The following is a 24511-nucleotide window of genomic DNA, read 5'->3' as shown; positions in this document are numbered from 1 at the left end:
GCCGGGGCCCGCGCGCTACAGTCCGCCCGGAGAAGCGTTACCGACCAGTAAAGGGAGCGATATGCGGCTCGGCATCAACCTCGGCTACTGGGGCGCCGGCATGGACGCCGACAACCTCGCCGTCGCCCGCGAGGCCGACCGGCTCGGCTACTCCGTCTGCTGGGCGGCGGAGGCGTACGGGTCCGACGCCCCCACAGTGCTGGCCTGGGTCGCGGCGCAGACCGAACGGATCGACATCGGCTCCGCGATCCTCCAGATCCCGGCGCGCACCCCCGCCATGACGGCGATGACCGCCGCCACCCTCGACTCGCTCTCCGGCGGCCGCTTCCGGCTCGGCCTCGGCGTCTCCGGCCCGCAGGTCTCCGAGGGCTGGTACGGCGTGAAGTTCGACAAGCCGCTGGCCCGCACCCGCGAGTACGTGGAGATCGTCCGCAAGGCGATGTCCCGCGAACGGCTGACCCACGAGGGCGAGCACTGGACCCTGCCGCTGCCCGATGGCCCCGGCAAGGCGCTCAAGCTCACCGTGCACCCGGTGCGCGAGGAGATCCCGCTCTACATCGCGGCGATCGGCCCGAAGAACCTGGAGCAGACCGGGGAGATCGCCGACGGCGCCCTGGTGCTCTTCTTCGCGCCGGAACACGCCGAGGAGACGACCCTGGGCGCGGTCCGCGCCGGCCGCGAGAAGGCGGGGAAGACGCTGGACGGCTTCGACCTGGTGCCGACCGTCCCGATGGCGCTCGGCGAGGACGTGGACGCGCTGGCGGACCTCTTCCGCCCGTACACCGCGCTCTACGTCGGCGGCATGGGCAGCGCGAAGCAGAACTTCTACAACAAGCTCGCCCGGCGTATGGGATACGAGAAGGAGGCCGCCGAGATCCAGGAGAAGTACCTGGCCGGCGACAAGCAGGGCGCGGCCGCGGCCGTCCCCCGTCAACTCATCGACTCCACCTCGCTGCTCGGCCCCGTCGAGCGCGTCGCGGACCGCATGCAGGCCTACGCCGAGGCCGGGGTCACCACCCTGTCGCTCACCCCGGCGGGCTTCACCCTCGACGAGCGGATCACCGCGCTGCGCGCCGGCGTCGAGGCCCTGGAGCGCGCGGGCCTGGCCTGACCACCCCCGGCCGGTGCCGTGCCCGGTTCCGCGCGGGCCGGGCAGCGGGGCCGGCCGGCGGCGGGCCGGGGGAGTGAACCACCCGGTGGCGGCGCGGGAATGGGCCGAAGGTCCCAAGGGGCGCGAGCCGTACCTACGCTAGCGTAGGTTTCCGGTGGCGGCGGCTGACGGCCCCGCCCCCGGCGACCCCCTGGAGGAACCGTGGACATCCCTGCGTCGGACATCCCCGCGTCCGGCCGGCCCTGGCTGATCCAAGGCGGGATGGGGGTGGGGGTCTCCGGCTGGCGGCTGGCCCGCGCCGTGGCGCGCACCGGGCAGATGGGCGTCGTCTCGGGCACGGCGCTGGACACCGTGCTGATCCGCACCCTGCAGAGCGGGGACCCCGGCGGGCACCTGCGCCGGGCGCTGGCCGCCTTCCCCGCCCCCGGCGCCGCCGAGGCCGTCCTGGAGCGGTACTTCGTCGAGGGAGGCGTGGGGGACGGCGAGCGGTTCCTCACCACGCCGCCGCTGACCGCCGCCCCCGGGTGCCCCGCCCGCGCGCTGACCGCCGTCGCCAACTTCTGCGAGGTGTGGCTCGCGAAGGAGGGCCATCGCGGACCCGTCGGCGTCAACTATCTGGAGAAGGTCCAACTCGCCACCGTGCCGGCCCTGTTCGGCGCGATCCTGGCCGGTGTGGACTACGTCCTGGTCGGCGCCGGGATCCCCGCGCGCATCCCCGGCCTGGCCACCCGGCTGTCCCGGCTGGAGCCCGTCACCGCCGAGGTGGCGGTCGAGGGGGACGCCGAGCCGCTGCGGGTACCCTTCGACCCCGCCGAGGTGCTGGGCGGGGCCGAGGTGGGCGCGCTGCGCCGCCCCGACGTGCTCGCCATCGTCTCGCTGCCGGCCCTCGCCGCCTACCTCCACCGCTCCGAGCGGACCCGGCCGGACGGCTTCGTGGTCGAGGGCCACCGCGCCGGCGGCCACAGCGCTCCGCCGCGCGGTCCGCTGACGCTGGACGAGGACGGCGAACCGGTCTACGGGCCGCGCGACACACCGGACTTCGCGAAGATGGCCGCGCTCGGCCTGCCGTTCTGGATCGCCGGCGGCGCCTGCGGGCCGGAGCAGGTGGCGCGGGCCCGGGCCGCCGGTGCGGCGGGAGTGCAGGTCGGCAGCGTCTTCGCGCTCTGCGAGGAGTCGGGCCTCGACCCGGCGCTGCGGCGGGAGCTGACCGAGCGCCGGCTGCGCTCCGGACTGACCGTGCGCAACGATCCGGCGGCCTCGCCGACCTCCTTCCCGTTCAAGGTCGCCGAGTTGCCGGGGACGCTCGCCGATCCGGCCGTGGCCGCCGGCCGCCGCCGGGTCTGCGACCTCGGCTATCTGCGCACCCCCTACCGGGCGGCGGACGGCACCGTCGGCTACCGCTGCCCGGCGGAACCCCTGGTGTCCTACGCGCGCAAGGGCGGGGACCCGGCGCGGACGGAAGGGCGGAAGTGCCTGTGCAACGGGCTGCTGGCCGCCATCGGGCTGGGGCAGCGCCGCCCGAAGGGCCGGGTGGAACCGCCGGTCGTCACCATCGGCCAGGATCTGGACTTCCTGCCCCGCATCGCTCCCGGCGGCGAGCCGTACGGCGCGGAGTCGGTGGTGCGGTGGCTCTCGGCGGGCCTGACGGAGACCGCCGCGGCGGACGCGGCGGTGTGAACGGCACGCCGGCACCGCGGGGCGGCGGCCCGCCGCGCCGGGTGGCCGGACCGCGCCCGTACCGGGCGGGGCAGCCGGGCCGCTCCGGCCCGGGGCCGCGCCGCGCCGGGCGGCACGGGGCGCGGGGCGGTTCGGTTCCATGGCGGCACGGAACCCGTGGCGGTCGGCGCACGGCGTGGCCCGGCTCTGTCGCGCCACGGGGTGCGGGACCTGGTGGTTCTCCCCGGTCTTGAGGCCCCCTGCGGGGGAGTTGGTCTCCTTGCCGCACAAGGACGACAGCGCGGGGCGGTGCTCAGGGCGACGCGGGGCGAGGGCCCCGCATGGGTGCGGCTCAGCGCGGGACCAGGCGTCCCAGCAGCCGGCCGAAGGAGATCAGCCGTGCTATCTGCCCCGGCCCGCCGTCCTCCAGCGACTTGCTGAAGCGGAACGCCTCCGGGCGGAACCGGGCGGAGGCGATCGGCGCCTCCGGATCGCCGCCCGGCACCGGGTTGAGTTCGTGCGGAGTGGACGTGGCCAGCACCAGATGCACCCCGCGGTCCACCCGGCGGCCCGAGGCGTCCCGGCCGACCATCGTCCGCATCCCCACATGCCGGATCGACTCCAGCGGCAGCACCTGCACCGAGGAGTCGAGGACGGTGCCGCCCGGCGCCTGCTCGTCGGCCACGTCCTCGCTGTGCCAGAGGATCAGCCGCCGGCCGTCGCAGATGGCGGCCTCCTGCCAGACCGAGGCGCCCGACTCCGTGAGATCCACGACGCGTTCGAGCGTGAAGCCGCGGACCCGCCGCCGGCCCAGCACTCCGCCGACCGCCTCCAGCGCCACATCGGCGTGGAGGAAGTACGCCCGCGCCGCCTCGTCGAACCGCTCGTACGGCGACCAGTCCGAGCCGGCGGGACCGAGGCGCGGCCGCGCGAGACCGCCGCGCGCCGCTCTGCCGAACAGACTCACCCACTACCCCCTCCGGTCCGCTGTCACCCTATCGAGAGCGGACGACAACGGGCGGACCGGTCGCGGAGAAACGATCAGCGAGGAGGGCGGCCGCCCGCTTCCCGCCGGGCCCGCCCGCCTCAGAGCCAGCCCTGCCGTTTGAACGCGCGGAAGAGACCGGCGATCGCGAGCCCCATCAGCACCAGGACCACCGGGTATCCCCAGGTGCTCCGCAGCTCCGGCATGTGCTCGAAGTTCATCCCGTAGATGCCCGCGACCATCGTCGGGATGGCCGCCATCGCCGCCCACGCCGAGATCTTGCGCATGTCGTCGTTCTGCCGCACCCCGGTCTGCGCGAGATGCGCGGCCAGGACGTCCGACAGCAGCCGGTCCAGCCCCTCGACGCTCTCGTTCGCCCGGGTCAGGTGGTCCCCCACGTCACGGAAGAACGGCCGGGCCGACTCGTCGACGAACGGCAGCGCGGCGTGGGTGAGCCGCGTCATCGGATCGGTGAGCGGGACGGTGGCCCGCCGGAATTCGACCACCTGCCGCTTGAAGGTGTAGATCCGCGCCGCGGTGTTCCGGGCGTCCACGGCCTCCGGCGCGAACACCTCCGTCTCCAACTCCTCCAGATCGAGCTGGAGTTCGGCGGCCACGTCGATGTAGTGGTCCACGACCGCGTCGCTGATCGCGTACAGCACTGCCGTCGGCCCCTGCCGCAGCACCTCGGGCTCCCGCTCCAGCCGGTGGCGCACCGCGGCCAGCGGACTGCCCTCGCCGTGCCGCACGGTCACGACGAAGGAGTCGCCGAGGAAGACCATCAGCTCCTCGGTGGTGACGGTGTCCGCGGCGGCGTCGTAGACCACCGGTTTCAGCACCAGGAACAGCGAGTCGTCGTACACCTCCAGCTTCGGCCGCTGGTGCGCCTTGAGGGCGTCCTCGACGGCCAGCGGATGCAGCCCGAACTCCCGGCTGACCTTGTCGAACTCCTCCGGGGTCGGCTCGTGCAGCCCCAGCCAGAGGAAGGAGTGGCGCTCGGTGCGCGCCTCCCGGAGGGCGACGGTGACGTCCGGCGCGCCCTCGACACGGCGTCCGTCCTGGTAGATGGCACAGTCCACGATCACTCGGTTGCGTATTCCCCGTCTGCGCGAGTCATGCCTGCGACCATCCGGCGGACAGGGCGGGAGAGGCGCGGCGGGAGAAACGGGGCGGGGGAGACGGGACCGGGCCCCGCGGCGGACGCCGGTCCCGGCGCCGGAGCCCGCCGGGAAGCACGGGGCAGCCCTTAGGCTGGCGGGCATGCCCACGCTGCTTCTCGTCCGGCACGGCCGGTCCACCGCCAACACCGCCGGGATCCTCGCCGGATGGACCCCGGGCGTCGGACTCGACGAGCGCGGCGCCGCCCAGGCCGCCGCGCTGCCGGCCCGGCTGGCGGGACTCCCGCTGGCCGCCGCCGTCACCAGCCCGCTGCAGCGCTGCCAGGAGACGCTGCGCCCGCTGCTGGACGCCCGGCCCGGCCTGCCGCTCCACCGCGAGGAGCGGATCGGCGAGTGCCACTACGGGGACTGGTCCGGCCGGAAACTGGCCGAACTGGCCGAGGAGCCGCTGTGGACCACGGTGCAGCGGCACCCCTCCGCGGCCGCGTTCCCCGGCGAGGACGGCGAATCACTGCGGGCGATGCAGGCGCGCGCCGTCGACGCGGTGCGGGACTGGAACGCCCGGATCGAGGCGGAACACGGCGACGGCGCCGTCTACGTCATGTGCTCGCACGGCGACGTCATCAAGTCCGTGGTGGCCGACGCCCTCGGCCTGCACCTCGACCACTTCCAGCGGCTCACGGCCGAGCCCGGCTCCGTCACCGCCATCCGCTACACCCCGCTCCGCCCGTTCCTGCTGCGCATCGGCGACACCGGCGACCTGGCCGGTCTGGCCCCCGCCGGAGCCGGACCGGACAGCACCGCGGCCGGGGACGCGGCGGTCGGAGGCGGTGCGGGCGCACCCTGATCGCCGGTCACAGTAGGGTGGACAGCCCGCGGGCGGACGGCCCTCCGCGCGACCGCCCGGCACCCGCGGCCGCGGCCGCCGCCGGACACCGCCGACCACCCGAGACCACCGAGCAGACATGGAGCAGGACGTGCCCCGTCAGGTGTTCCTCTACGACCAGCCGGACCGGTTCGTCGCCGGTACGGTCGGACTGCCTGGGCGCCGGACCTTCTTCCTCCAGGCCAGCGCGGGCAGCCGGACCACGAGCGTCGCCCTGGAGAAGACCCAGGTCGAGGCGCTCGCCGAGCGCATGGACGAACTGCTGGACGAGGTGGTGCGCCGCACCGGCGGCAACGCGCCCGTACCGGCCGTCGCCCCCACCGAGGAGGCCGACACCGAGCCGCTCGAAACGCCGGTGGAGGAGGAGTTCCGCGTCGGTACCATGGCGCTGGCCTGGGACGGCGAGGAAGAGTGCATGATCGTGGAGGCACAGGCCCTCGTCGAACTGGAGGCCGGTTCCGAGGAGGATCTGGCCGAGGCCGAGGAGAAACTCCTGCAGGACGAGGAGAACGGCCCGCCCGTGCTGCGGGTGCGCCTCAGCGGGAGCATGGCCCGCGCGTTCGCCAAACGGGCGCTGGACGTGGTCAACGCCGGACGGCCGCCCTGCCCGCTGTGCAGCCTGCCGCTCGACCCGGAGGGACACGTATGTCCGCGCCAGAACGGATACCGCCGGGGCCTGTGACCTCCGCGGAGGCGGCACGCCCCGCGGGCACGGCGCCCGCCGGCACGCCGTCCGACACCCTCGCTCTCCTGGCGCGCGGCGAACTGACCGTGGACGGCCGGGTGGGCGGTGCCTCGAACGCCGTGCTGCGCTGCACCGCCGAACTGGACGGGCGGCGCGCGGCCTGCGTCTACAAGCCCGTCGCCGGCGAGCGCCCGCTGTGGGACTTCCCCGACGGCAGCCTCGCCCGCCGTGAGGCGGCCGCCCACGAGGTCTCCCGGGCCACCGGCTGGGACCTCGTCCCGCCCACCGTGCTGCGGGACGGCCCCTACGGCGAGGGCATGTGCCAGCTGTGGATCGAGACGGACCCGCAGGCCGCGCTGCTGGCCCTCGTCGAGGGCGAGGAGCCCGGGCCCGGCTGGCGGGCGGTCGGCTTCGCGGACGTGGGCGAGGGGCGCACCGCCCTGCTCGTCCACGCCGACGACCCCCGGCTGCGCCGGCTCGCCGTCTTCGACGCCGTCGTCAACAACGCCGACCGCAAGGGCGGCCATCTGCTGCCGGACGCCGGCGGCCATCTGTACGCCATCGACCACGGCGTGACGTTCAACGCGGAGGACAAGCTCCGCACCCTGCTGTGGGGATGGGCCGGGGAACCGCTGCCCGCGGAAGCGGTCGAGGTGCTGGAGCGGCTGGCGGAGGAACTGGCCCCCGGCGGCCCGCTGGCCGGCCGGCTCGGCGAGCTGATCACCCCCGCCGAGACGGAGGCCGTCCGGACGAGGGTGGCCCGGCTGCTGCGTACGGGGCGCCACCCGGAGCCCGGCGGCGACTGGCCGGCGGTTCCCTGGCCGCCGATCTGAGCCGGGGCCCGCCCTTCGGCGGGGCCGGCGGCGGGAGCACCCCGCAGCACTTCGCCGTCCCGCGCGCAAGACGGCCGATCCGGCCAGGTGCGGCAGCCGGTTCGTATCCGGACAGTGCATCCGGTTACGCTCATGACATGTATGCCTGGCCCGCTTCCGAGGTCCCCGCCCTGCCCGGCCGAGGCCGCGACCTCCGGATCCACGACACCGCGACCGGAGGGGCGATCACCCTCGCCCCCGGTCCCGTAGCCCGCATCTACGTCTGCGGCATCACCCCGTACGACGCCACCCACCTCGGTCACGCGGCGACCTACACCGCGTTCGACCTCGTGCAGCGCGTCTGGCTCGACACCAAGCGGCAGGTCCACTACGTCCAGAACGTCACCGATGTCGACGATCCGCTGCTGGAGCGGGCCGTCGCCAACGGGGACGACTGGACCGAACTCGCCCGGCGCGAGACCGCCCTGTTCCGCGAGGACATGACCGCCCTGCGGATGCTCCCGCCGCGCCACTACATCGGCGCCGTGGAGGCCATACCCGGCATCGTGCCGCTCGTGGAGCGGCTCCTGGAGAGCGGTGCCGCCTACGAGCTGGAGGGGGACGTCTACTTCTCCGTCCAGGCCGACCCCGACTTCGGCGAGGTCGCCGGGCTCGACGCGGAGACGATGCGGCTGCTCTCCGCCGAGCGCGGCGGCGACCCGGACCGCCCCGGCAAGAAGGACCCGGTCGACCCCATGCTCTGGATGGCCGCCCGGGAGGGCGAGCCCAGCTGGGACGGCGGAAGCCTCGGCCCCGGCCGGCCCGGCTGGCACATCGAGTGCGTGGCCATCGCGCTGGACCACCTCGGCATGGGCTTCGACGTCCAGGGCGGCGGCTCCGACCTGGCCTTCCCGCACCACGAGATGGGCGCCTCGCACGCCCACGCGCTCACCGGCGAGCGCCCCTTCGCCAAGGCGTACGTCCACGCCGGGATGGTCGCCCTGCACGGCGAGAAGATGTCCAAGTCCAAGGGCAATCTGGTCTTCGTCTCCGCGCTGCGCCGCGAGGGCGTGGACCCGGCGGCGATCCGGCTGGCGCTGCTGGCCCACCACTACCGCTCCGACTGGGAGTGGACCGACGCCGATCTGGCCGCGGCCACGGCCCGGCTGGACCGCTGGCGCGCGGCCGTCTCCCGTCCGGACGGGACGCCGGCCGACGCCCTCGTCGAGGAGATCCGCGCGGCGCTGGCGGACGACCTGGACGCCCCGGCGGCCCTCGCCGCGGTGGACCGCTGGGCCGCCGCGCAGGAGGCCGCCGGCGGTACGGACGAGTCGGCGCCCGGACTGGTGTCCCGCGCCGTGGACGCGCTGCTGGGCGTGGCCCTCTGAGGCGGGCCGCCCGCTCGTGCTGAACGGGGCGCTCCCCTCTGCCGGGAGCGCCCCGTTCCGTCGGCTGTCACCGGAGCTGTGGCCGGGAAGTGCTGTGGCCGAGGGGGCACCGGCCCGGGGTCCGGCTCCGGACTCCCCGTCTCCGGCCGGGGCCGCCCCCACGTCGCGTTGTCGCGTCGCCCGCGCTGTCCCGTACGCGGGCGACGCTCCGCCGTGCGACGCACCGCACCGGAGGCCGCGAGCCGCCGGCGGCCTTCCCGGCCACGGCCCTCAGGCGTCCTCGGGGCCCGGGCCGTCCTCGGTGCCGTCGCCGGCGGAGGAGCCCCCCGTGCCGGAGTCGGGGCCGGTGCCGGACGCGTCCGTGCGCCCGCGGCCGCGCGGACGGCGCCGGCCGCCCCGGCTGCCCCGAGCGCTCCCGTTCTTTCCGCGGCCACCGGCTCCGCTCTCCGCGGCTCCGTCCGTCCCGGCCCCGTCCTTGCCGGTCGTGTCCCGGTCCGCGGAGTTCCGGCCGCCGTCCGTGTCGTCCTCGCCCGTTCGGCGGCCGTCCGCGTCACCGGACGTGTCGCTGTCGCCGGCGGTGTCCTCCGGCGCGGCCGGCTTCGCCGGACGGCCGGTCCCCGCCGAGGGGTCCCGCAGATACGAGCCGCTGTCGCGCCCCTCCGGCGCGGAGCCGGTCCCGGTGGCGTGGCCGCCCGGCGCGCCGCCCGGCCTGCCGTCCCGACGCCGCAGATAGCGCTCGAACTCGCGCGCGATCGCCTCACCGGACGCCTCCGGCAGCTCGGCGGTGTCCCGGGCTTCCTCCAGCGTCTGCACGTACTCGGCGACCTCGCTGTCCTCGGCCGCCAGCTGGTCCACGCCGAGCTGCCAGGCCCGCGCGTCCTCCACCAGTTCGCCGGTGGGGACGCGCAGGCCGATCAGGTCCTCCAGGCGGTTGAGAAGCGCGAGCGTCGCCTTGGGGTTGGGCGGCTGGGACACGTAGTGCGGCACGGCCGCCCACAGGCTGACCGCCGGCACCCCCGCGTGCGTGGCCGCTTCCTGCAGGACGCCGACGATGCCCGTCGGGCCCTCGTAGCGCGTCTCCTCCAGGTCCATGGTGCGGGCCAGCTGGGGGTCGGAGGTGACGCCGCTGACCGGGACCGGACGGGTGTGCGGGGTGTCGCCCAGCAGCGCGCCCAGGATCACGATCATCTCCACGCCCAGCTCGTGCGCGAAGCCGAGGAGCTCGTTGCAGAACGAACGCCAGCGCATGCTCGGCTCGATCCCGCGGACCAGCACCAGATCGCGCGGCTTCTCCCCGCCGACCCGGACCACGGAGAGCCGTGTGGTCGGCCATGTGATCTTGCGGACCCCGTCTTCGAGGAAGACGGTCGGACGGTTGACCTGGAAGTCGTAGTAGTCCTCGGCATCGAGCGCCGCGAAGACCTCGCCCTTCCACTCCCGGTCGAGGTGGACGACCGCGGCGGAAGCGGCGTCGCCCGCGTCGTTCCAGCCTTCGAACGCGGCCACCATGACCGGGTCGATCAGCTCGGGAACCCCCTCGAGCTCGATCACCCAGCGCCTCCTTCCGCCGGAGACCGGGGCGCTTCCCCCGGGACCCCGGCTGCTGTTCCGTCACGTGCGGCACCCAGCCTACGGCTTCCGGCACGGCCGCCGGCAGGCCAGGCCGGGGGACACGGAATCCGTCCGGCCCCGGGGGAACCTGCCCGGCGGGAGGGCGTTCACGCCCCGATGGGGATGCGCAGCACCTGCCCGGGGACGATCACGTCCGGGTCGGCGAGCTGCGGGTTGGCCCGGAGGACGCGCCGGTAGAGGCGGGAGTCGCCGTAGTGGGCCAGGGCGATGGCCGACAGGGTCTCGCCCCGCACCACCGCGTGCTCGCGGTAGCCGATGTAGCCGGGGACGATCAGGGGGCCGTAGATCACCGGGACGGTCACCATGTTGATCTCCTCGCCGTCCGCGGCGCTGACCTCGAAGACCTGGACGTACAGCCGGTCCAGCTTGAAGGCCGCCCCGCCGACGCCGGCTTGTGGAACTGCCCGTGCTCGCCGGTCCCGCCGCCGGCCGTGAAGAACCCGGTCACCTCGTCGTGGCCCTCGCCGACCCGGTAGCTCAGCGTCGCCTCGAACCCGGTGCCCACTCCCGCGATCAGGACCGGGTCGCCGACCAGGTCCCACTCCCGCGGCTGGTCGATGCGGTTCGTCATCATGAACGCCCCCTCTGTCGTCGTGACGTTCCCTCACCCCTGGGGTACCGAACCTACGACCGGTCAAACGCCGCCCGTGCCAAGGCTGTTCGGGGCGTGTTCGCGGGAAGGTCCGGCGACGGGAGACGGGACGGGGGAGAGGCGGCGGAGGGAAGGCGGTGGGAGGCCCGCGCCGCGCGGAGCGGCCGCCTCCCCTCCGGGCGCCGCCCGTCAGTCCGTGCGGGCGGCGAGGATCTCCTCCACCCGGGCGCGGACCTCCGGGGTGTCCAGGCCGCGGACCGTCAGCGTGGTCCGGCGGCGCAGTACGTCGTCGGCCGTCTCCGCCCACTCGTGGTCGCGGGCGTAGACGACCTGGGCCCAGATCTCCGGCCCGTCCGGGTGGATGCGTTCGCCGAGCGCCGGGTCCTCGTCGGCGAGCCGGGCGATGTCGAGCGCCAGCGAGCCGTAGTGAGTGGCCAGTTGGCGCGCCGTCAGCGGATCCATCCGGGAGCCGGGCTCGCGGCTGACCAGCAGCCGGTGCGCCACCGCGTTCGGATTGGCGATCCCCGGCAGCGGCACCCGGCGCGGCAGCCGCGACAGCGGCTCCATGTCCTCGGCGAGTGCCCCGTCCGGCAGCGAGGCCAGCTTCCGCATGACGACCCGGCCGATGTGGCGGTACGTCGTCCACTTGCCGCCCGCGACGGACAGCATGCCGCCCCTGCCCTCGGTGACCACGGTCTCCCGCTTGGCCTGCTCGACCCCGCCGGGGCCGCCGGGCAGCACCCGCAGGCCGGCGAAGGCATAGGTCAGCAGATCCCGGGAGAGATGCTCGTCGCGCACCGAGTGGGCGGCCTCGTCCAGGATCTGGGCGATGTCGGCCTCGGTGGCCCGGACGTCCGCCGGATCGCCCTCGTACGGCTCGTCGGTGGTGCCGAGCAGCAGCTGGTCCTCCCAGGGGAGGGCGAAGGTGATGCGGTACTTGTCGATCGGCGTGGCCATGGCGGCCCGCCACGGCACCTTCCGCCGCAGCACGAGATGCGCGCCCTTGGAGAGCCGGATGCTGGGGGCGGCGTGCTCGTACTCCATCCGCCGCAGCCGGTCGATCCACGGGCCGGTGGCGTTGAGCACCAGGCGGGCGTCCACACCGAACTCGGTGCCGTCCAGCCGGTCCCGGAGCTCGGCGCCGGTGACGCGGCCGCGGGTGAACCGCAGGCCGGTGACCTCGGCGTGGTTGAGGACCGCGGCCCCGGATCCGGCCGCCGCCCGTACGGTCATCACGGCGACCCGGGAGTCGTTCATCTGGTGGTCGCCGTAGACCGCCACGGCCTTGAGGTTCTCGGTGCGCAGCGCCGGGTTGGCGGCCGCGGCGCGGGCCGGGGATATGACCCGGCCCACGCCGTCGCCGAAGGCCGAGAGCGCGGAGTAGGCGAAGACGCCCGCGCCCAGCTTGGCCGCGCCGTGCGGCCCGCCCTTGTAGACCGGCAGGTGGAAGGTGAGCGGGTTGACCAGGTGCGGGGCCACGTCCCTGGCCAGCACCCGCCGCTCGTGGTGGTTCTCCGCCACCAGCTTGACCGCGCCGGTCTGCAGATAGCGCAGCCCGCCGTGGACGAGCTTGGAGGAGGCGGAGGAGGTGGCGCCGGCGAAGTCGCCGGCGTCCACCATCGCCACCCGCAGACCCGACTGCGAGGCGTGCCAGGCGACCGAGGTGCCCAGGATGCCGCCGCCGATCACCAGCAGGTCGTAGGTTCCCCGGGAGAGCCGGTCGCGGGTCTCGGCGCGGCCGCCGGGCCGCGGGGCCGCGGCCGGGGAGCCTCCGGTGGCCGGAGAGCTCTGCGGGATCGGGATCGTCATCGGTACTCAGTGCTCCTGTTCGTCGTTCTCGAGCCAGCCCATGGTCCGTTCCACGGCCTTGAGCCAGTTCTTGTACTCGCGCTGCCGGTCCGCCGCGTCCATCCGGGGCGTCCACTCGGCGGCGCGGCGCCAGTTGGCGCGCAGCGCGTCGGTGTCCGGCCAGTAGCCGACGGCGAGCCCGGCCGCGTAGGCGGCGCCGAGGCAGGTGGTCTCGGCGACGAGCGGGCGCACCACGGGCGCGTCCAGGACGTCGGCGAGGGTCTGCATCAGCAGGTTGTTCGAGGTCATGCCGCCGTCGACCTTGAGGGAGGCCAGCTCCGTGCCGGAGTCCTTGCGCATGGCGTCGGTGATCTCCCGCGTCTGCCAGGCGGTGGCCTCCAGGACGGCGCGGGCGATGTGGGCCTTGGTGACGTAGCGGGTGAGGCCGGCGATCACGCCGCGGGCGTCGTCGCGCCAGTACGGGGCGAACAGCCCGGAGAAGGCCGGGACGAAGTAGGCGCCGCCGTTGTCTTCCACGGAGCTGGCGAGGGTCTCGATCTCCGCGGCGCTGTTGATCAGCCCCATCTGGTCGCGCATCCACTGGACGAGCGCGCCGGTGATGGCGATCGAGCCCTCCAGCGCGTAGACGGGCGCCTGGTCGCCGATGCGGTAGCCCACGGTGGTGACCAGCCCGTGGTACGAGTTGACCGGCGTCCCCGCCGTGTTCATCAGCAGGAAGGTTCCGGTGCCGTAGGTGGACTTGGCCTCGCCCTCCTCGAAGCAGGTCTGCCCGAACAGCGCCGCCTGCTGGTCGCCGAGGGCCGAGGCCACGGGCACCCCGGCGAGGACGCCGCTCTTCGCCTCGCCGTACACCTCCGCGGAGGAGCGGATCTCCGGCAGCACCGCGGCCGGCACGCCCATCGAGTTGAGAATCTTCGGGTCCCACTCCAGGGTGTGGAGGTTCATCAGCATGGTGCGGGAGGCGTTGGTCACGTCGGTGACGTGGACGCCGCCGTCGGGTCCGCCGGTGAGGTTCCAGATGACCCAGGAGTCCATGGTGCCGAAGAGGATCTCGCCGGCCTCGGCGCGCTCGCGCAGGCCGTCGACGTTGTCCAGCAGCCAGCGGATCTTCGGGCCGGCGAAGTAGGAGGCCAGCGGCAGGCCCGTCTCGCGGCGGAACCGGTCCTTGCCGACGTTGCGGCCGAGTTCGCGGCAGAGCGCGTCGGTGCGGGTGTCCTGCCAGACGATGGCGTTGTGCACCGGCTCACCGGTGGCCTTGTCCCAGAGGAGGGTGGTCTCGCGCTGGTTGGTGATGCCGATCGCCTTGACGTCGGCCGCGGTGATCCCGGCCTTCTCGACGGCGCCGTCGACGACCTGCCGGACGTTCGTCCAGATCTCCGCGGCGTCGTGTTCCACCCAGCCCGGCTTGGGGAAGATCTGCTCGTGTTCCTTCTGGTCGACCGCGACGATCCGCCCGTCGGTGTCGAAGACGATGCAGCGGCTGGAGGTCGTGCCCTGGTCGATGGCGGCGATGAACGGGCCGGCGGTGTGCGCGTCGGTCACGGTGTGCTCCTGGGATCCGAGAGGCGGGAGGGGCGTGCGGGACATGCGGGACGGGGGGTGGCGCGATGCTCCGGTGCGTGGGTGCCTGGGGCGGGGACGGGGCTCAGGCGAAGCCCAGCTGGTAGATCCCGCCGGCGAGGGCGCCGCCGAGCAGCGGGCCGACCACCGGGACCCAGGCGTAGCCCCAGTCCGAGCCGCCCTTGTTCGGCAGCGGCAGCAGCGCGTGCACGATCCGGGGACCGAGGTCGCGCGCCGGGTTGATGGCGTAACCGGTGGGACCGCCGAGCGAGAAGCCGATACCGGCCACGACGAGGGCGACGATCAGCACACCGGTGCCCGACACGCCGAGTCCCTCGGTCAGTCCCAGGGTGAGGATGGAGAGGACGAGCACGGTGGTGGCGATCGTCTCGGTCATCAGGTTCTGCACGGCGTTCCGGATCTCCGGCCCGGTGCAGAAGATGCCGAGCACGGGGCCGGCGGCCGGCGCGTTGTCCTGTTCCACCAGACCCTCCGGGCCCGTCTTCGCCTCGGCGAGGATCTGCGGGTCGGTCAGGTGGTCGCGGAAGTGGCCGTAGTAGGCCAGCCAGACCAGGGTGGCGCCGATCATCGCGCCCAGCAGTTCCGAGGCGAAGTAGAGCGGTACGTCGGACCACTCCGTGGTGCCCTGGATGGCCAGGCCGATGGTGACCGCCGGGTTGAGGTGGGCGCCGGAGAGGCCGACCGCGATGTAGGCGCCGGTGAGGACCGCCAGACCCCAGCCGAGGGCGATGGCGGCCCAGCCGGCGTTGAGGGCCTTCGAGCGCTTGAGGGTGACGGCGGCGACGACGCCGCCGCCGAGCAGGATGAGTACGGCGGTCCCGATGGTCTCGCCGATGAAGATGTCGGAGCTGGACACCCGCGACTCCTTTGTCCTTCGTCCAGGGGGACAGACCGGGCCAACGGGGTCCCGCCCGTGGCCCGGGCCCTCGGTGAGGGCGGTCACCGGTCGGCGGCTGGCGGCACCGTGATCAATATTGTCGTCAGGTGTTCGACAATGCCGACCGGAGAACGGCAGTTTTCTTCACGGGTCCCAGCACGTCAAGAGCCCGCGAGCGAAAAAGCCGCCGATCCGACCAGTGCGTAGAGCAAGGGTGACAGAGGGTGTTCAGAACCGCCCGGCGCCGAGGTCCCGGGAAACCGCCCGGGCGCAGTCCCGCACCGCCGCGACCAGCCGCGATCGCAGCCCGGCGCCGTCGCAGACCCGCTCCACCGCTCCGGTGACGCCGACCGCGCCGACGGGCATCCGGCGCCGGTTGTGGATGGGCGCGGCCACGGAGGCCACCCCGGCCCAGGTCTCCTCGATGTCGGAGGCCCAGCCCCGGGCCCGGGTCAGGTCCAGGACGGCCTCGAACTCCTCCGCCTTGGTCACCGTGCGGTCCGTGAAGGCCTCCCGCCCGCCCTCCACGGCCTCGGCGTGCGCCACCGGGTCGTAGGCCGCCAGCACCTTGCCCAGCGCCGTGCTGTGCAGCGGCTGCATGGCGCCGACCTCCAGGACCTGCCGGCTGTCGTCCGGCCGGAACACGTGGTGCACGATCAGCACGCCGCTCTGGTGCAGCACGCCCAGGTGGACGCTCTCCCCGCTGGACCGCGCCAGATCGTCGGTCCACACCAGGGCCCGCGCCCGCAGCTCGTTGACGTCCAGATAGCTCTGGCCCAGCCGCAGCATCTCGGCGCCCAGCTGGTAGCGGCCCGAGGCCGCGTCCTGCTCGACGAAGCCCTCCTGCTGGAGCGTGCGGAGGATGCCGTGCGCGGTGCCCTTGGCCAGTCCCAGCGCGGCGGCCACCTCGGAGAGTCCGAGCCGGCGCTCGCCGCCCGCCAGGAGCCGCAGCATCGCCGCGGCCCGCTCCAGGGACTGGATGGTCCGGGCCATCGGGAAACCTCCATCGTCAAGGATTCGGCAATGCTGAACAGTATCGGCCTATGCCGACCCGGGGGTACCGCGCGAGGAACCGCCCGGCGGGCTGCCCGCCGGACGTTCGTCGGCTGTCCGTGGCCGGAACATAGTCCGCCCAGTGGAACGCTCCGGAGGCCGGGCGCCATCACGGCTACGCTGACCGGGTGCGCTCTCCCGCAGGAAGGGCGCAAAGCCGACAGCCGTCGCACCTCAGGGAGTTTTCCATGGGCTCGATCCAGCCATCGACCACCAGCAGCACCGACCGCATCGCCGCCCTGAGGGAGGCGCTGGCCACCCGCGTGGTCGTGGCCGACGGGGCGATGGGCACGATGCTCCAGGCGCAGGAGCCGACCCTGGAGGACTTCGAGCAGCTCGAGGGCTGCAACGAGATCCTGAACGTCACCCGCCCCGACATCGTGCGCTCGGTCCACGAGGCCTACTTCGCGGCCGGGGTGGACTGCGTGGAGACCAACACCTTCGGCGCCAACCACGCCGCGCTGGCCGAGTACGACATCCCCGGCCGCGTCTTCGAGCTCTCCGAGGCCGGGGTGCGGATCGCGCGCGAGACGGCCGACGCCTTCACCGCCGGGGACGGCCGCCCGCGCTGGGTCCTGGGTTCGATGGGTCCCGGCACCAAGCTCCCCACCCTCGGCCACGCCCCCTACGACGTCCTCCGCGACGCCTACCAGCGGAACGCCGAAGGCATGATCGCCGGCGGCGCCGACGCCCTCCTGGTGGAGACCACCCAGGACCTGCTGCAGACCAAGGCCGCGGTCATCGGCGCCAAGCGCGCGCTCCGGGAGACCGGCACCGACCTCCCCGTGATCGTCTCCGTGACGGTGGAGACCACCGGCACCATGCTGCTCGGCTCCGAGATCGGCGCGGCGCTCACCGCCCTGGAACCGCTGGGCATCGACATGATCGGCCTGAACTGCGCCACCGGCCCGGCGGAGATGAGCGAACACCTGCGCCATCTGGCGCGCCACTCCCGGGTCCCGCTGTCCTGTATGCCCAACGCCGGTCTGCCGGTGCTGGGCAAGGACGGCGCCCACTACCCGCTCACCCCGGCCGAGCTGGCCGACGCCCAGGAGACCTTCGTCCGCGAGTACGGGCTCTCCCTCGTCGGCGGCTGCTGCGGCACCACCCCGGAGCATCTGCGCCAGGTCGTCGAACGCGTCCGGGACCTGACCCCCGCCCCGCGCGCGCCGCGGCCCGAGCCGGGCGCCGCCTCGCTCTACCAGAGCGTGCCGTTCCGGCAGGACACGGCCTATCTGGCGATCGGGGAGCGCACCAACGCCAACGGCTCCAAGAAGTTCCGCGAGGCCATGCTGGAGGGCCGCTGGGACGACTGCGTGGAGATGGCCCGCGAGCAGATCCGCGAGGGCGCCCACCTGCTCGACGTGTGCGTGGACTACGTCGGCCGGGACGGCGTCGCCGACATGACGGAGATCGCCGGCCGCTTCGCCACCGCCTCCACCCTGCCGCTGGTGCTGGACTCCACGGAACCGGCCGTCATCCGGGCCGGACTGGAGAAGCTCGGCGGCCGCGCCGTCATCAACTCCGTCAACTACGAGGACGGCGACGGGCCGGAGTCGCGCTTCGCGAAGATCACCCAGCTCGCGGTGGAGCACGGCGCGGCACTGATCGCGCTGACCATCGACGAGGAGGGCCAGGCCCGCACCCCCGAGCACAAGGTCGCCGTCGCCGAGCGCCTGATCGCCGACCTCACGGAGAAGTGGGGGGTGCGCGAGAGCGACATCCTCATCGACTGCCTCACCTTCACCATCGCCACCGGCCAGGAGGAATCCCGCAAGGACGGCCTGGCCACCATCGAGGCGATCCGCGAACTCAAGCGCCGCCACCCGGACGTCCAGACCACCCTCGGCCTGTCGAACATCTCCTTCGGGCTCAACCCGGCCGCCCGCACGGTGCTCAACAGCGTGTTCCTGGACGAGTGCGTCAAGGCCGGCCTCGACTCCGCCATCGTCCACGCCTCCAAGATCCTGCCGATCGCCCGGCTGGAGGAGGAGCAGCGCGAGGTCGCCCTCGATCTGATCTACGACCGCCGCCGCGAGGGCTACGACCCCCTGCAGCGGTTCCTGGAGCTCTTCGAGGGCGTCGACACCAAGTCGCTGAAGGCCGGCCGGGCCGAGGAGCTGGCCGCCCTCCCGTTGGACGAGCGCCTGCAGCGCCGCATCATCGACGGCGAGCGCAACGGCCTGGAGGCCGACCTCGACGAGGCTCTGCGGGAGCGCCCCGCCCTGGAGATCGTCAACGACACGCTGCTCGCCGGCATGAAGGTCGTCGGCGAGCTGTTCGGCTCCGGCCAGATGCAGCTGCCGTTCGTGCTGCAGTCCGCCGAGGTCATGAAGGCGGCCGTGGCCCACCTGGAGCCGCACATGGAGAAGGCCGAGGGCGAGGAGGGCAAGGGCACCATCGTGCTGGCCACCGTCCGCGGCGACGTCCACGACATCGGCAAGAACCTCGTCGACATCATCCTGTCCAACAACGGCTACACCGTCGTCAACCTCGGCATCAAGCAGCCGGTCTCCGCGATCCTGGAAGCGGCACAGGAGCACCGGGCCGACGTCATCGGCATGTCCGGCCTCCTGGTCAAGTCCACCGTGATCATGAAGGAGAACCTGGAGGAGCTCAACCAGCGCAAGCTGGCCGCCGACTACCCCGTCATCCTCGGCGGCGCCGCCCTCACCCGCGCCTACGTCGAGCAGGACCTCCACGAGATCTACGAGGGCGAGGTCCGCTACGCCCGGGACGCCTTCGAGGGCCTGCGGCTGATGGACGCCCTGATCGCCGTCAAGCGCGGCGTCCCCGGCGCGACCCTGCCCGAACTGCGGCAGCGCCGGGTCCCCCGGCGCGACCTGGAGATCGCCGAGCCCGAGCCGGCCGAGGGGGTCCGCTCCGACGTCGCCACGGACAACCCCGTGCCCGCCCCGCCGTTCTGGGGCACCCGGGTGGTCAAGGGCATCCAGCTCAAGGAGTACGCCTCCTGGCTGGACGAGGGCGCCCTCTTCAAGGGGCAGTGGGGCCTCAAGCAGTCCCGCACCGGGGACGGCCCCGGCTACGAGGAGCTGGCGGAGACCGAGGGCCGCCCCCGGCTGCGCGGCTGGCTCGACCGGCTGCAGACGGAGAACCTCCTGGAGGCCGCCGTCGTCTACGGCTACTTCCCCTGCGTCTCCAAGGGCGACGACCTGATCATCCTGGGGGAGGACGGCACCGAGCGGACCCGCTTCACCTTCCCCCGCCAGCGCCGCGGCCGCCGGCTGTGCCTGGCGGACTTCTTCCGCCCGGAGGAGTCGGGGGAGACCGATGTGGTCGGCCTGCAGGTCGTCACCGTCGGTTCCCGGATCGGCGAGGAGACGGCCAAGCTCTTCGCCGCCGACGCCTACCGCGACTACCTCGAACTCCACGGCCTCTCCGTCCAGCTGGCCGAGGCCCTGGCCGAGTACTGGCACGCCCGGGTCCGCGCCGAGCTGGGCTTCGCCGGGGAGGACCCCGCGGCCATGGAGGACATGTTCGCGCTCAAGTACCGCGGCGCCCGCTTCTCGCTGGGCTACGGCGCCTGCCCCGACCTGGAGGACCGGGCGAAGATCGCCGGGCTGCTGGAGCCCGGCCGGATCGGCGTCGAGCTCTCCGAGGAGTTCCAGCTCCACCCCGAGCAGTCCACCGACGCCATCGTGATCCACCACCCCGAGGCCAAGTACTTCAACGCCCGGTAGCCCGGTAGCAGGCAGCCCGGCCCGGCCGGTACGCGCCGCGACGCTCCGTAGCGGCTCGTCGTACACTGGTCGGTCCGGCACGGCCGGTCGCGCCCCCACCCGGGGCAGCGGCCGGCCCTCTTTGGCCTCTGTGGCCGGACACGGCCGGCGACCTTTCACGAGAGGGGCAAGGATGACCAGCGGCATCCCCGCGCTCGGCACCGGGACGCTCGGCACCCGGAGACCCGGCACCCGGACGGCGGAGGGATCCGCCACCCTGCAGGCCGTGCTGCTCGACATGGACGGCACGCTCGTCGAGACCGAGGGCTTCTGGTGGGACGTCGAGGTGGAGGTCTTCGCCGAACTCGGCCACGTCCTCCACGACCACCACCGCGAGGTCGTGGTCGGCGGCCCCATGAGCCGCAGCGCCGGCTACCTCATCGAGGTCACCGGCGCCGACATCACCGTCCCCGAGCTGTCCGTCCTCCTCAACGACCGCTTCGAGGAGATGCTGGGCCGCGGCGTGCCGCTGATGCCCGGGGCGGCCCGGCTGCTGGCCGAGCTGGCCGCGCACCGGGTGCCGACCGCGCTGGTCTCCGCCTCGCACCGGCGCGTCATCGACCGGGTCCTGGAGTCGGTCGGCGCCGGGCACTTCGACCTCACCCTGGCCGGGGACGAGCTGGAGCGGACGAAGCCGCACCCCGACCCGTATCTGACGGCGGCGGCCAAGCTGGGGGCGGACCCGGCCCGCTGCGCGGTGGTCGAGGACACCCCGACCGGGGTGGCGGCGGCCGAGGCGGCGGGCTGCCCGGTGGTGGCGGTGCCCTCCGTGGTACCGATCGAACCGGCCCCGCGGCGCACGGTCGTCAGCTCTCTCGAAGAAGTCGACCTTCCCTTTCTGCACGGATTGATCACGGGAATGCACTGAACCGCACACGGTGCGTATGGTGGCGGAAAGAAGACGACAGTCGGCGCCCGTCCGGTCATTTTCCGTAACGAATGCGCACGCGGAATTCCCGGTGATCCCGCCGGAAATCCCCGGCGTGACCTTTCTCACGCCCAAGCCGGTCGACAGGGGCGGGCCGCAGTGCTCTTCCGTGTCCGGCGTGGCCCGGATGCGCACCCTTCTGTCCGTATACGGCAGCGAACGCGGCAATCATTCCGGCGTCCGGATAGTGGACGGAGCGCGGCTGTTATCAGGGTGTTATGGAGCGTCAACTTCGCCCCGTTCCAGTACCCCTGGCAGTCCCGACTAATGTTTCGCCAGAACTTCACCACAGCCCCTGTGACCAGCGTGCCGACGTCGGTATGGTCCCCGGGACGGATCGCAATGCAGGAGACTCCCGACGATGAATCGCAAGACTCTGGCACTCCCGGTGGTCATCGGCCTGCTGGTGCCGGTCCTGGCCGCTTGCGGTGGGTCGGAGGGAGGCGCGGCGAGCGGTGCGATCGTCGTCGGCACCACGGACCAGTTCATCGTCACCGAGGACAACCCGGCGCCCTTCGATCCCGCGCTGGCCTATGAGATGGCCTCCTGGAACGTGCTGCGCAACAGCTTCCAGACGCTGATGGCGCTGCCCCGCTCCGGCAGCGAGCCGGTGCCCGAGGCCGCCTCCCAGTGCGGCTTCTCGGACCGGCGCAACGAGCAGTACCGCTGCACCCTGCGCGAGGGCCTGAAGTTCGCCAACGACAACCTCCTCACCGCCGAGGACGTCAAGTTCTCGGTCGAGCGGACGCTGAGGATCAAGAACCCCAACGGCCCGGCCTCACTGATCTCGAACATCGACCGGGTCGAGACGCTCGGCGACCTGGAAGTCGTCTTCCACCTCAAGAAGCCGGACGCGACCTTCCCGCACAAGCTCGCCACGCCCGCGGCCGCGATCGTGGACTCCCAGAGCTACAAGCGGGACGCGCTCCGCGACGGCTTCGAGGTCTCCGGATCCGGCCCCTACACCCTGGAGACGAAGGAGAAGGACGGCGCCGTCCAGTCCATCACCTTCACGAAGAACCGGAACTACCAGGGCCAGCTCAAGCTCAAGAACGAGAAGGTCGAACTGCGGATCCTGCGGGACTCCACGGCGATGGAGAAGGCCCTCAAGGCCGGCGAGATCGACCTGATGACCCGCAGCATGTCACCCGAGCAGATCGCCCGGCTGGCGAAGGGCGAGGACAAGGACATCGAGCTGGTCGAGATGCCCGGCCAGGAGATCCGCTACCTCGTCTTCGACACCGAGCACCCGGTGGCCGGCCGGAAGGCCGTGCGGCGCGCCGTCGCGCAGATCGTCGACCGCCAGGAACTCGCCCGCGACGTGTACGCGCGCAGCGCCCAGCCGCTCTACTCCATGATCCCCAGCAGCGTCGACGCGCACGTCAACTCCTTCTTCAACCGGTACGGCGAGCCCGACGCGGCCGCCGCCCGCAAGACCCTGGCCGCCGCCGGTGTCGACACCCCGGTGAAGCTGGAGCTGACGTACACCACGGACCACTACGGCCCGGCCACGGCCGTGGAGTTCGAGACCCTGCAGAAGCAGCTGAACAGAACGGGCCTCTTCGACGTAACGATCAAGGGCGTTCCGTGGAAGACGTTCCGCCCCAGCCAGACCGAGCGCGAGTACGCCGCGTACGGCATGGGATGGTTCCCGGACTTCCCCGACCCCGACAACTTCACGGCCCCGTTCTTCTCCGAGGACAACTTCCTCAACAGCCCGTACGACAACGAGGAAATCCACAGCCAGCTGATTCCGGAGACCCGGCAGCAGGCCGAGCGGACCGGGGCCACCAAGAGTTTCGAGCGGGTCCAGGACATCGTCGCCGAGGAGGTGCCGCTGCTGCCGCTGTGGCAGGGCAAGCAGTACGTCGCGGCCCGGAACACCGTCACCGGTGTGGAATGGGCGCTGAACTCGTCGTCGGTCCTGCAGCTGTGGGAACTCGGCCGCACGGTCGGCTGACCTGACCAGTCATGGCGCCGACGGGGGCCGGCGCCGATCAAGAAGAGTGTGAGGAATGAGCGCGTGAGGATACGTCATCACCTGGTCGCGGTCCCCATCGCGATGGGACTGCTGGCCGGTTGCGGCGGGGGGGACGCCGACTCGGCCGGCACGGGTGAGCCGATCGTCATGGGAATGACGGACGAGATCGCGGCGACCGACCCGGCGTCCGGCTACGACCCCGGCTCCTGGCTGCTGTTCAACAACGTCTTCCAGTCGCTGATGAGCTTCCCCCGGGGCGGTACGACACCGCAGCCGGAGGCCGCCGAGCGCTGCGGCTTCGAGGACAGCGCCAGCAAGATCTACAGCTGCGAGCTCAAGGACGGCCTCAAGTTCAGCAACGGCAACAGCCTCACCTCCGAGGACGTGGCCTTCTCCTTCCGCCGGACGCTGAAGATCAACGACGAGAACGGCCCGGCCGTCATGCTGACCTCGATCGACAAGGTCGAGACCCCGGACGAGAAGACCGTCGTCTTCAAGCTCAAGTTCCCCGACGCGACCTTCCCCATGAAGATCGCCTCCGGCGCCGGCTCGATCGTGGACCACCGCGAGTACGAGATGGACAAGCTCCGCACCGACGGCAAGGCCATCGGCTCGGGCGTCTACAAGCTCGACTCGTACACGCCCGAGAACGAGGCGAAGTTCTCCGTCAACCCGGACTACAAGGGCCCCGCCAAGGTCAAGAACTCCGGCATGACGATGAAACTCTTCAACGGCGACCAGGCCGCCCTGAAGAGCGCCCTGCGCGAGGGCGAGGTGGACCTCGCCTACCGCGGTCTGTCCATCAAGGACATCAACGAGCTGGAGACCGCCACGATCGACGAGAAGGACGGGCTGGAGGTCATCGAGGGCACCAGCGCCGAGGTCCAGCACCTCGTCTTCAACGTCGACCACCCGGTCATCGGCAAGGAGGGCGTGCGCAAGGCCATCGCCTACCTCGTCGACCGGAGCGCGCTGGTCCGCGACGTCTACAAGTACACCGCCAAGCCGCTGTACTCCATCGTCCCGGCGGGCATCACCAGCCACAACACCGCCTTCTTCGACGTCTACGGCGACCGTCCGCAGCGGGACAAGGCCGAGGAGGCGCTCCGCCAGGAGGGCATCACCGGCCGGCTGAAGGTCACCCTCTGGGCCACCCCCACCCGCTACGGCCCCGGCACCGTTCCCGGCTTCCAGAAGCTCGCCCAGCAGCTCAACGCCAGCGGGCTGTTCGACGCCGATGTGAAGAGCGTCGAACTGAAGGAGTACGAAGAGGGCATCAAGAACGGCGACTACGGGATCTACGTCAAGGGCTGGGTGCCCGACTACCCCGACCCGGACAACTTCACCGCGCCGTTCTTCGGCGACGGCAACGTCCTCTCCAACAACTACGAGTCCAAGCGCATCGTGAAGCAGCTCATCCCGAGCACCGCCGCGGAGGCCAACCGGGCCGCCACCGCCGCGAACTTCGGCGAGCTGCAGGACATCGTCGCCGAGGAACTGCCGGTGCTGCCGCTGTGGCAGGGCAAGCAGTATGCCGTGGCGCACCGGGACATCGCCGGCCTGGAGTGGTCGCTGGACGCGTCCACCGTCTTCCGCTTCTGGGAGATCAGCAAGATCCAGGAATGACCGGGGCGGCCCCGCCGCACCACCGCTCCACCCGTCGCGGGAGGGGCCGGT

Annotated in this window: 19 protein-coding genes; 10 read left to right on the top strand and 9 right to left on the bottom strand. The window is 72.6% G+C overall.

Annotation, left to right across the window (positions count from 1 at the left end):
• The first annotated feature begins 61 nt into the window (after positions 1-61).
• Complete coding sequence (locus IF83_RS0101565) at positions 62-1111, top strand: LLM class F420-dependent oxidoreductase (RefSeq protein ID WP_030542161.1); 1050 nt, start codon at positions 62-64, stop codon at positions 1109-1111.
• Between the two features lie 201 nt (positions 1112-1312).
• On the top strand, positions 1313-2788 hold the full coding sequence (locus IF83_RS0101560; RefSeq protein ID WP_208605832.1) for a nitronate monooxygenase: 1476 nt from the start codon (positions 1313-1315) through the stop codon (positions 2786-2788).
• Between the two features lie 331 nt (positions 2789-3119).
• Here IF83_RS0101560 and IF83_RS0101555 read toward each other — a convergent pair whose 3' ends face one another.
• Both IF83_RS0101555 and corA read right to left on the bottom strand, forming a co-directional pair.
• Entirely contained in the window at positions 3120-3734 is a 615-nt protein-coding gene (locus IF83_RS0101555; protein ID WP_030542159.1) for a hypothetical protein, read from the bottom strand.
• Positions 3735-3853: 119 nt separating this feature from the next.
• A complete protein-coding gene (gene corA / locus IF83_RS0101550; protein WP_030542158.1) occupies positions 3854-4837 on the bottom strand; it encodes a magnesium/cobalt transporter CorA in 984 nt (327 codons plus the stop codon).
• 175 nt (positions 4838-5012) lie between these two features.
• On the opposite strand from corA, the gene IF83_RS0101545 reads away from it, so the two are divergent.
• The 4 genes from IF83_RS0101545 to mshC all read left to right on the top strand — a co-directional run bounded on the left by IF83_RS0101545 (position 5013) and on the right by mshC (position 8641).
• The gene (locus IF83_RS0101545; RefSeq protein ID WP_030542157.1) at positions 5013-5717 is read left to right on the top strand and encodes a histidine phosphatase family protein; all 705 of its coding nucleotides are present in this window, start codon (positions 5013-5015) and stop codon (positions 5715-5717) included.
• Between the two features lie 130 nt (positions 5718-5847).
• Positions 5848-6438, top strand: a complete 591-nt coding sequence (locus tag IF83_RS0101540) for a DUF3090 domain-containing protein (RefSeq protein WP_030542156.1) — start codon at positions 5848-5850, stop codon at positions 6436-6438.
• Positions 6402-7274: an SCO1664 family protein gene (locus IF83_RS0101535; protein ID WP_030542155.1), complete on the top strand. Its 873-nt coding sequence runs from the start codon at positions 6402-6404 to the stop codon at positions 7272-7274. Before IF83_RS0101540 ends, IF83_RS0101535 begins: the two co-directional genes overlap by 37 nt.
• A 137-nt stretch (positions 7275-7411) precedes the next feature.
• Entirely contained in the window at positions 7412-8641 is a 1230-nt protein-coding gene (gene mshC, locus IF83_RS0101530) for a cysteine--1-D-myo-inosityl 2-amino-2-deoxy-alpha-D-glucopyranoside ligase (protein WP_030542154.1), read from the top strand.
• Positions 8642-8911: 270 nt separating this feature from the next.
• On the opposite strand, the gene IF83_RS0101525 is transcribed toward mshC, so the two are convergent.
• The 7 genes from IF83_RS0101525 to IF83_RS0101500 form a co-directional block, all read right to left on the bottom strand.
• Positions 8912-10192, bottom strand: a complete 1281-nt coding sequence (locus IF83_RS0101525; protein WP_078843057.1) for a PAC2 family protein — start codon at positions 10190-10192, stop codon at positions 8912-8914.
• A 167-nt stretch (positions 10193-10359) separates the two neighbouring features.
• On the bottom strand, positions 10360-10578 hold the full coding sequence (locus IF83_RS33985) for a LysM peptidoglycan-binding domain-containing protein (protein WP_167343567.1): 219 nt from the start codon (positions 10576-10578) through the stop codon (positions 10360-10362).
• Positions 10572-10847, bottom strand: a complete 276-nt coding sequence (locus IF83_RS33980; protein ID WP_167343566.1) for a Gmad2 immunoglobulin-like domain-containing protein — start codon at positions 10845-10847, stop codon at positions 10572-10574. The genes IF83_RS33985 and IF83_RS33980 overlap by 7 nt, the downstream gene beginning before the upstream one ends.
• A gap of 207 nt (positions 10848-11054) precedes the next feature.
• The gene (locus IF83_RS0101515; protein ID WP_030542152.1) at positions 11055-12674 is read right to left on the bottom strand and encodes a glycerol-3-phosphate dehydrogenase/oxidase; all 1620 of its coding nucleotides are present in this window, start codon (positions 12672-12674) and stop codon (positions 11055-11057) included.
• A 6-nt stretch (positions 12675-12680) separates the two neighbouring features.
• Positions 12681-14216 carry a glycerol kinase GlpK gene (gene glpK, locus IF83_RS0101510; RefSeq protein ID WP_030542151.1) on the bottom strand — a complete coding sequence of 512 codons (1536 nt, stop codon included), beginning with the start codon at positions 14214-14216 and terminating at the stop codon, positions 12681-12683.
• Positions 14217-14319: 103 nt separating this feature from the next.
• On the bottom strand, positions 14320-15111 hold the full coding sequence (locus IF83_RS0101505) for an MIP/aquaporin family protein (RefSeq protein WP_030542150.1): 792 nt from the start codon (positions 15109-15111) through the stop codon (positions 14320-14322).
• Positions 15112-15360: 249 nt separating this feature from the next.
• The gene (locus tag IF83_RS0101500; protein ID WP_030542149.1) at positions 15361-16125 is read right to left on the bottom strand and encodes an IclR family transcriptional regulator; all 765 of its coding nucleotides are present in this window, start codon (positions 16123-16125) and stop codon (positions 15361-15363) included.
• A gap of 248 nt (positions 16126-16373) precedes the next feature.
• Here IF83_RS0101500 and metH point away from each other — a divergent pair, with 248 nt between their 5' ends.
• From metH to IF83_RS0101480, 4 genes are all read left to right on the top strand, one after another.
• On the top strand, positions 16374-19886 hold the full coding sequence (metH, locus tag IF83_RS0101495; RefSeq protein WP_030542148.1) for a methionine synthase: 3513 nt from the start codon (positions 16374-16376) through the stop codon (positions 19884-19886).
• Between the two features lie 172 nt (positions 19887-20058).
• Positions 20059-20793: an HAD family hydrolase gene (locus IF83_RS0101490; protein WP_030542147.1), complete on the top strand. Its 735-nt coding sequence runs from the start codon at positions 20059-20061 to the stop codon at positions 20791-20793.
• Between the two features lie 421 nt (positions 20794-21214).
• Positions 21215-22813, top strand: coding sequence for an ABC transporter substrate-binding protein (locus IF83_RS0101485; RefSeq protein WP_030542146.1), 1599 nt, complete (start codon positions 21215-21217; stop codon positions 22811-22813).
• A gap of 63 nt (positions 22814-22876) precedes the next feature.
• Complete coding sequence (locus tag IF83_RS0101480; protein ID WP_030542145.1) at positions 22877-24460, top strand: ABC transporter substrate-binding protein; 1584 nt, start codon at positions 22877-22879, stop codon at positions 24458-24460.
• The last annotated feature ends 51 nt before the right edge of the window (positions 24461-24511 follow it).

Origin of the sequence: Streptomyces albus subsp. albus (assembly GCF_000719865.1) — a bacterium.
Classification (GTDB): domain Bacteria; phylum Actinomycetota; class Actinomycetes; order Streptomycetales; family Streptomycetaceae; genus Streptomyces; species Streptomyces albus_E.
Note: the sequence above shows the minus strand (reverse complement) of the source record. Positions and strands in the feature narration are given on the sequence as shown.